Genomic DNA, 6,762 nt, shown 5'->3' with positions numbered 1-6,762 from the left:
TCCAGCGACGGGTCCTGCGCCTGGAGCATGGTTCCCATCGCTCCGTCGGCGACGACCACACGGGTCGCGAGCGCCTCCCGGAGGGCATCGGCCCGTGTCTGGGTGTCTGCGGGCGGGTTCGGCAACGAGGCCATGGTTGAGCTCCCTGGGCTGCGACGGCTGTCGGCTTTGCACCCTCTGTGTCAAGGGTGCACGCGGTCAGGGTAACCGCGCGGCAGCGGCCCCGGTGAGGGCGTCCCACGTGGCGGACTGCATCCTGTGCCCGGGAGCCGCGTGGGAGGGTGCTCCGGGCGCGCCGCACCGGAAAACACCCAACCATGCACGAGGTCGGCATCGACCGATACTGTTCAGCATTGTCGAACTACGTCAGCAGGAGGCTGCGCGATGGCACGGAACATCCAGTCGCTCGAACGAGCCGCTGCGATGCTGCGGCTCCTGGCCGGCGGGGAACGCCGGCTGGGTCTCTCGGACGTGGCGTCCTCCCTTGGCCTGGCCAAGGGCACGGCGCACGGGATCCTGCGCACGCTGCAGGCCGAGGGCTTCGTGGAGCAGGACCCGGCCTCCGGGCGCTACCAGCTGGGCGCGGAGCTGCTGCGGCTGGGCAACAGCTACCTGGACGTGCACGAGCTGCGCGCCCGCGCGCTGGTGTGGACGGACGACCTGGCCCGGGCCAGCGGCGAGAGCGTGTACGTGGGGGTGCTCCACCAGAGCGGGGTGCTGATCATGCACCACGTGTTCCGGCCGGACGACAGCCGTCAGGTGCTGGAGGTGGGGGCGATGCAGCCGCTGCACTCCACGGCCCTGGGCAAGGTGCTGTCGGCCTACGACCCGGTGGCGCACACGGAGGTCCTGGACGCGGAGCGGGAGGCCTTCACGCCCCGCACGGTGACCGACGCGGCGGGTTTCGAGGAGCTCCTGGACCTGACCCGGGCGCGCGGCTGGGCCTCGGACGTCGAGGAGACCTGGGAGGGCATCGCCTCGGTGGCCGCGCCCATCCACGACCGGCGGCGGATGCCGGTCGGCGCGGTGGCCGTCGCGGGCGCCGTGGAGCGGGTCTGCGGGGAGTCCGGGGAGCCCCGGCCGGCCCTGGTGGCCTCCGTGCGGGACTGCGCGCGGTCGGTTTCGCGCGATCTCGGCGCGGGCCGGTTCTGAGCTTGACCTGATCCATTCGGTCCACCCGATCACCGTCTCGCACGGCATTCGGGTGGACCTTCGCGTTTTCCGATCATCCATTGGCCTGATTTGGGCGATCGTACCGAGTGGTAACGATCCGGTTCTTTGACCTGGTCAGCCCTTGACGCGTTCTTCACCCAGGCGGAAAACTGCCGTTCATCGGTCGGCATTGTCGAACACCTACCGGCAATACGCGTTAGGCTATGGCGAGGCCATGGACCGGTGAAGCACTCACCGAGTGTGTGGACCACCGGAGGGACCCGGTGTCCGCCCACCCCTGGACGTAAGACAAAGGAGTCGCGGGTGTCCAGCTCCGACATCTTCATCGGCGAGACCATCGGTACCGCCCTGCTCACACTGCTCGGCGGCGGCGTGTGCGCCGCCCTCACGCTCAAGAGCTCCAAGGCCCGCGGCGCGGGCTGGCTCGCGATCACCTTCGGCTGGGGCTTCGCGGTCCTGATCGCCGCCTACGTCTCCGCGCCGCTCTCCGGCGCGCACCTCAACCCGGCGGTCACCGTCGGCATCGCCGTGAAGACCGGCGAGTGGGGTGACGTCCCCGTCTACTTCGCGGGCCAGCTGCTGGGCGCCATGCTCGGCGCGGTCCTGATGTGGATCACCTACTACGGCCAGTTCCGCGTGCACCTGGCGGACCCCGAGAACATCAAGGACGCCAAGCTCGGTCCCGAGGACCCGCACCCGCACGACCAGGCCGGCCCGGTGCTCGGCATCTTCTCCACCGGCCCCGAGATCCGCAACGTGGTCCAGAACCTCGCCACGGAGATCATCGGCACCTTCGTCCTGGTCATCGCGATCCTGACCCAGGGCCTCCAGGACGGCGGCAAGGGCCTCGGCGTCATCGGCGTCCTGATCACCTCCTTCGTGGTCGTCGGCATCGGCCTCTCCCTCGGCGGTCCGACCGGCTACGCCATCAACCCGGTCCGCGACCTCGGTCCGCGCATCGTCCACGCCCTGCTCCCGCTGCCCAACAAGGGCGGCTCGGACTGGGGATACTCCTGGATCCCGGTCGTCGGCCCGCTCGTCGGTGCCGCGCTCGCCGGCGGTCTGTACAACATCGCGTTCGCCTGATCAGCTTCGGCCGCGTTCGTAAGATCCGCACCGCCCTCCTGATTCCGCCTACTCAACAGACCTGCCAGGAGCAGCCATCATGACCAGCAGCACCGGCCCCTTCATCGCCGCGATCGACCAGGGCACCACCTCCTCCCGCTGCATCGTCTTCGACCGCGACGGCCGCATCGTGGCCGTCGACCAGAAGGAGCACGAGCAGATCTTCCCGAAGCCGGGCTGGGTCGAGCACGACGCCGTCGAGATCTGGACCAACGTCAAGGAGGTCGTCGCCGGCGCCATCGCCAAGGCCGAGATCACGGCCGCCGACGTCAAGGCGGTCGGCATCACCAACCAGCGCGAGACCACCGTCCTGTGGGACAAGAACACCGGCGAGCCGGTGCACAACGCGCTGGTCTGGCAGGACACCCGCACCGACGCCCTGTGCAAGGAGCTCGGCCGCAACGTCGGCCAGGACCGCTTCCGCCGCGAGACCGGCCTGCCGCTGGCGAGCTACTTCGCCGGCCCGAAGGTCCGCTGGCTGCTCGACAACGTCGAGGGCCTGCGCGAGCGCGCCGAGGCCGGCGACATCCTCTTCGGCACCATGGACTCCTGGGTCATCTGGAACCTCACCGGTGGCGCCCAGGGCGGTACGCACGTCACGGACGTCACCAACGCCTCGCGCACCATGCTGATGAACCTGCACACCCTGGCCTGGGACGAGAAGATCGCGGAGTCGATGGGCGTCCCGCTCAACGTGCTCCCCGAGATCAAGTCCTCCGCCGAGGTCTACGGCCACGTCAAGGACGGCGTCCTCGCCGGCGTCCCGGTCGCCTCGGCGCTCGGTGACCAGCAGGCCGCGCTCTTCGGGCAGACCTGTTTCGCCGAGGGCGAGGCGAAGTCGACCTACGGCACCGGCACGTTCATGCTGATGAACACCGGCGACAAGATCATCAACTCCTACAGCGGCCTGCTGACCACGGTCGGCTACCAGATCGGCGACCAGAAGCCGGTCTACGCCCTGGAGGGCTCCATCGCCGTCACCGGCTCGCTCGTCCAGTGGATGCGCGACCAGATGGGCATGATCAAGACCGCGGCCGAGATCGAGACCCTCGCGCTCTCGGTCGAGGACAACGGCGGCGCCTACTTCGTGCCGGCCTTCTCCGGCCTGTTCGCCCCGTACTGGCGCTCCGACGCCCGCGGTGTGATCGCCGGCCTCACCCGGTACGTCACCAAGGCGCACATCGCCCGTGCCGTCCTGGAGGCCACCGCCTGGCAGACCCGTGAGATCACCGACGCCATGACCAAGGACTCCGGCGTCGAGCTGGCGGCCCTCAAGGTCGACGGCGGTATGACCTCCAACAACCTGCTGATGCAGACGCTCTCGGACTTCCTGGACGCCCCCGTGGTGCGCCCGATGGTCGCCGAGACCACCTGCCTCGGCGCCGCCTACGCCGCCGGCCTGGCCGTCGGCTTCTGGCCCGACACCGACGCCCTGCGCGCCAACTGGCGCCGCGCGGCGGAGTGGACCCCGCGGATGCCCGCCGACCAGCGGGACCGCGAGTACAAGAACTGGCTCAAGGCCGTCGAGCGGTCCATGGGCTGGATCGACGACGAAGACGCCAGCTGACGCACCAGCTGAGTCAATCGACGAGGAGCTGAAAGAGATATGAGCAGCCTGCAGAGCGTTCCCGCCCTGGGTACGCACCCGACTTCCGGTGCCAACGCGAGCCGCGCGGAGACCCGTGAGCAGCTCTCGAAGGCCACGTACGACCTGCTGGTCATCGGCGGTGGGATCCTGGGCACCTCGGTGGCCTGGCACGCCGCACAGTCGGGTCTGCGGGTTGCCATGGTGGACGCCGGCGACTTCGCCGGCGCCACGTCCTCGGCCTCCTCGAAGCTCGTCCACGGCGGTCTGCGCTACCTGCAGACCGGCGCGGTCAAGCTGGTGGCGGAGAACCACCACGAGCGGCGGGTGCTGGCCAAGGACGTGGCCCCGCACCTGGTCAACCCGCTCACGTTCTACCTGCCGGTCTACAAGGGCGGTCCGGTGGGTGCGGCCAAGCTGGGCGCGGGCGTCTTCGCCTACTCCGCCCTCTCGGCCTTCGGCGACGGCATGGGCAAGGTCATATCCCCGGCCCGTGCCGTCGCCGACAACCCCGGCCTCAAGACGGACAACCTCAAGGCCGTCGCGGTCTACTACGACCACCAGATGAACGACTCCCGCGTCGCCGTCATGACGGTCCGCGCGGCCGTCGAGTCCGGTGCGGTCGTCCTCAACCACGCCGAGGTCACCGGTCTGCGCATGACGCGCGGCCGGGTCAGCGGCGCCGAGCTCAAGGACCGCCTGGACGGCACCGAGTTCGGAGTCGACGCGCGCGTCGTGCTCAACGCCACCGGCCCGTGGGTGGACCACCTGCGGCGCATGGAAGACAAGCACTCGATGCCGTCGATCCGCCTCTCCAAGGGCGCGCACATCGTCATGAAGCGCAAGTCGCCGTGGAAGGCCGCCATGGCCACCCCGATCGACAAGTACCGCATCACCTTCGCCCTCCCGTGGGAGGACCAGCTGCTGCTCGGCACCACCGACGAGGTGTACGAGGGCGACCCGGCGGACGTGCGCGCCACCGAGTCCGACATCCAGCAGATCCTGGACGAGGCCGCGTTCTCCATCAAGGACGCCGACCTCGACCGCTCGCTGATGACGTACGCCTTCGCCGGCCTGCGCGTGCTGCCCGGCGGCCCCGGCGGCGTCGAGAAGGCCAAGCGCGAGACGGTGGTATCCGAGGGCGCGGGCGGCATGCTGTCCGTGGCCGGCGGCAAGTGGACCACGTACCGCCACATCGGCCGCGTGGTCATGGACAAGCTCGCCAAGCTCCCCGGCAGCCCGCTGACCGAGGACATGGAGCCGGTGAAGTCCCTCGTGCGCCGTGTCCCGCTGCCCGGAGTCGCGAACCCGAACGCGGTCGCGCACCGCCTGCTGGTGGACCGCGAGCCCGGCGCCCGCATGGACCCGCTCACCGCCCGCCACCTGGCCTCGCACTACGGCTCGCTGGCCTTCGACATCGCCCGGCTGGCGAACGAGGACGCGGCGCTGGCCGAGCGCATCCACCCGGACGGTCCGGAGATCTGGGCGCAGGTCGCCTACGCCCGTGACAACGAGTGGGCCGAGACGGTCGACGACGTGCTGCGCCGCCGTACGACGGTGACCGTCCGCGGCCTGGACGACGAGGCCGTCCGGGCCCGCGTCGAGGAGATGCTGGGCCGCAAGGCATAGCTCGTACGCAGGTGGGGAAGAGGGGCGGTTCCGAGGGGAACCGCCCCTCTGTCGTGGGCTGTGGCCGACGTACCCCGAAGGCTTAGGCTGACCCACGTACGCAAGGAACTTCGGAAGGAGACCTGGGTGATCGAGCTTGAGGGCGTGCCCGAGCTGATCGACCCGGTCATGGTGGCCGCGTTCGAGGGCTGGAACGACGCGGGTGACGCCGCCTCCGGTGCGGTGGCGCACCTGGACCGGGAGTGGAAGGGCGAGGTCTTCGCGGCGCTGGACGCCGAGGACTACTACGACTTCCAGGTCAACCGGCCGACGGTGTGGCTGGACAACGGGGTCAGGAAGATCACCTGGCCCACGACGCGGCTGTCGGTGGTCCGGATCGGCGGCGCGAAGCCGCGTGACCTGGTGCTGGTGCGGGGCATCGAGCCGTCCATGCGGTGGCGGTCGTTCTGCAACGAGCTGCTCGGGTTCGCGCACGAGCTGGGCGTCGAGATGGTCGTCATCCTGGGCGCGCTGCTGGGCGACACCCCGCACACGCGGCCGGTGCCGGTGAGCGGCGTGACCTCGGACGCGGATCTGGCGCGGACGATGGACCTGGAGGAGACGAAGTACGAGGGCCCGACGGGGATCGTGGGCGTGCTCCAGGAGGCCTGTACGCACGCCGGGGTCCCGGCGGTGTCGCTGTGGGCGGCGGTGCCGCACTACGTGTCGCAGCCGCCGAACCCGAAGGCGACGCTGGCGCTGCTGAACCGGCTGGAGGACCTGATCGACCTCCGGATCCCGCTCGGCGAACTGCCGGAGGACGCGCGGGCCTGGCAGCTGGGCGTGGACCAACTGGCCGCCGAGGACAGCGAGGTGGCGGAGTACGTCCAGACGCTGGAGGAGGCGCGGGACACCGCGGACCTGCCGGAGGCGTCGGGGGACGCGATCGCCCGGGAGTTCGAGCGGTACCTGCGGAGGCGGGACCCGTCCGCTGCCGCGGAGCAGCCGGGTGACGGGTCGTACCTGCGGGACACCTCCAGCGGCCTGACCCGGCCGCCGCGCCGTCGGCCGGACCCCTCCGGGGAGGAGCCCGCGGCCCCGCCGGAGCCGGACGAGCCCGGGGACGACTCCCCCGACGCGTAGCCCTGCGGGCGGTCCCCTGCCCGCCCTTCCACCGTTCCCCGGGGCTCCGCCCCGGACCCCGTGCCTCGCCCGCCGGCGGGGGCAGCGTCTCCGGCGCTGCCCGGGGGTGAGGGGAGGGATGGGTGGTT

The 6,762-nt window shown here is 70.6% G+C and carries 5 protein-coding genes; all 5 read left to right on the top strand.

Translation table 11 applies throughout. The features are described from left to right. Nucleotides 1–384 precede the first annotated feature (384 nt). The 5 genes from ACZ7IF_RS38090 (at nucleotide 385) to ACZ7IF_RS38070 (ending at nucleotide 6,634) form a co-directional block, all read left to right on the top strand. On the top strand, nucleotides 385–1,152 hold the full coding sequence (locus tag ACZ7IF_RS38090; RefSeq protein WP_470981462.1) for an IclR family transcriptional regulator: 768 nt from the start codon (nucleotides 385–387) through the stop codon (nucleotides 1,150–1,152). 324 nt (nucleotides 1,153–1,476) lie between these two features. Continuing rightward, nucleotides 1,477–2,259 carry an MIP/aquaporin family protein gene (locus ACZ7IF_RS38085; protein ID WP_405981467.1) on the top strand — a complete coding sequence of 261 codons (783 nt, stop codon included), beginning with the start codon at nucleotides 1,477–1,479 and terminating at the stop codon, nucleotides 2,257–2,259. 79 nt (nucleotides 2,260–2,338) lie between these two features. Further along, nucleotides 2,339–3,865 carry a glycerol kinase GlpK gene (glpK, locus tag ACZ7IF_RS38080; protein WP_470981460.1) on the top strand — a complete coding sequence of 509 codons (1,527 nt, stop codon included), beginning with the start codon at nucleotides 2,339–2,341 and terminating at the stop codon, nucleotides 3,863–3,865. A gap of 39 nt (nucleotides 3,866–3,904) precedes the next feature. Continuing rightward, entirely contained in the window at nucleotides 3,905–5,512 is a 1,608-nt protein-coding gene (locus tag ACZ7IF_RS38075; RefSeq protein WP_470981458.1) for a glycerol-3-phosphate dehydrogenase/oxidase, read from the top strand. A 126-nt stretch (nucleotides 5,513–5,638) separates the two neighbouring features. Beyond that, nucleotides 5,639–6,634 (top strand): PAC2 family protein, encoded by a 996-nt coding sequence (locus ACZ7IF_RS38070; protein WP_470981456.1) that lies wholly within the window; start codon nucleotides 5,639–5,641, stop codon nucleotides 6,632–6,634. The last annotated feature ends 128 nt before the right edge of the window (nucleotides 6,635–6,762 follow it).

This window comes from Streptomyces sp. NPDC037421, from assembly GCF_055602105.1.
This window is presented reverse-complemented; position numbering and strand designations above follow the sequence as displayed.

What these genes read in the sequence shown, in the direction of transcription:
- ACZ7IF_RS38090 (WP_470981462.1), top strand. Translation starts at nt 385, where the DNA reads ATGGCACGGAACATCCAGTCGCTCGAACGAGCCGCTGCGATGCTGCGG.
- glpK (WP_470981460.1), top strand. Translation starts at nt 2,339, where the DNA reads ATGACCAGCAGCACCGGCCCCTTCATCGCCGCGATCGACCAGGGCACC.
- ACZ7IF_RS38075 (WP_470981458.1), top strand. Translation starts at nt 3,905, where the DNA reads ATGAGCAGCCTGCAGAGCGTTCCCGCCCTGGGTACGCACCCGACTTCC.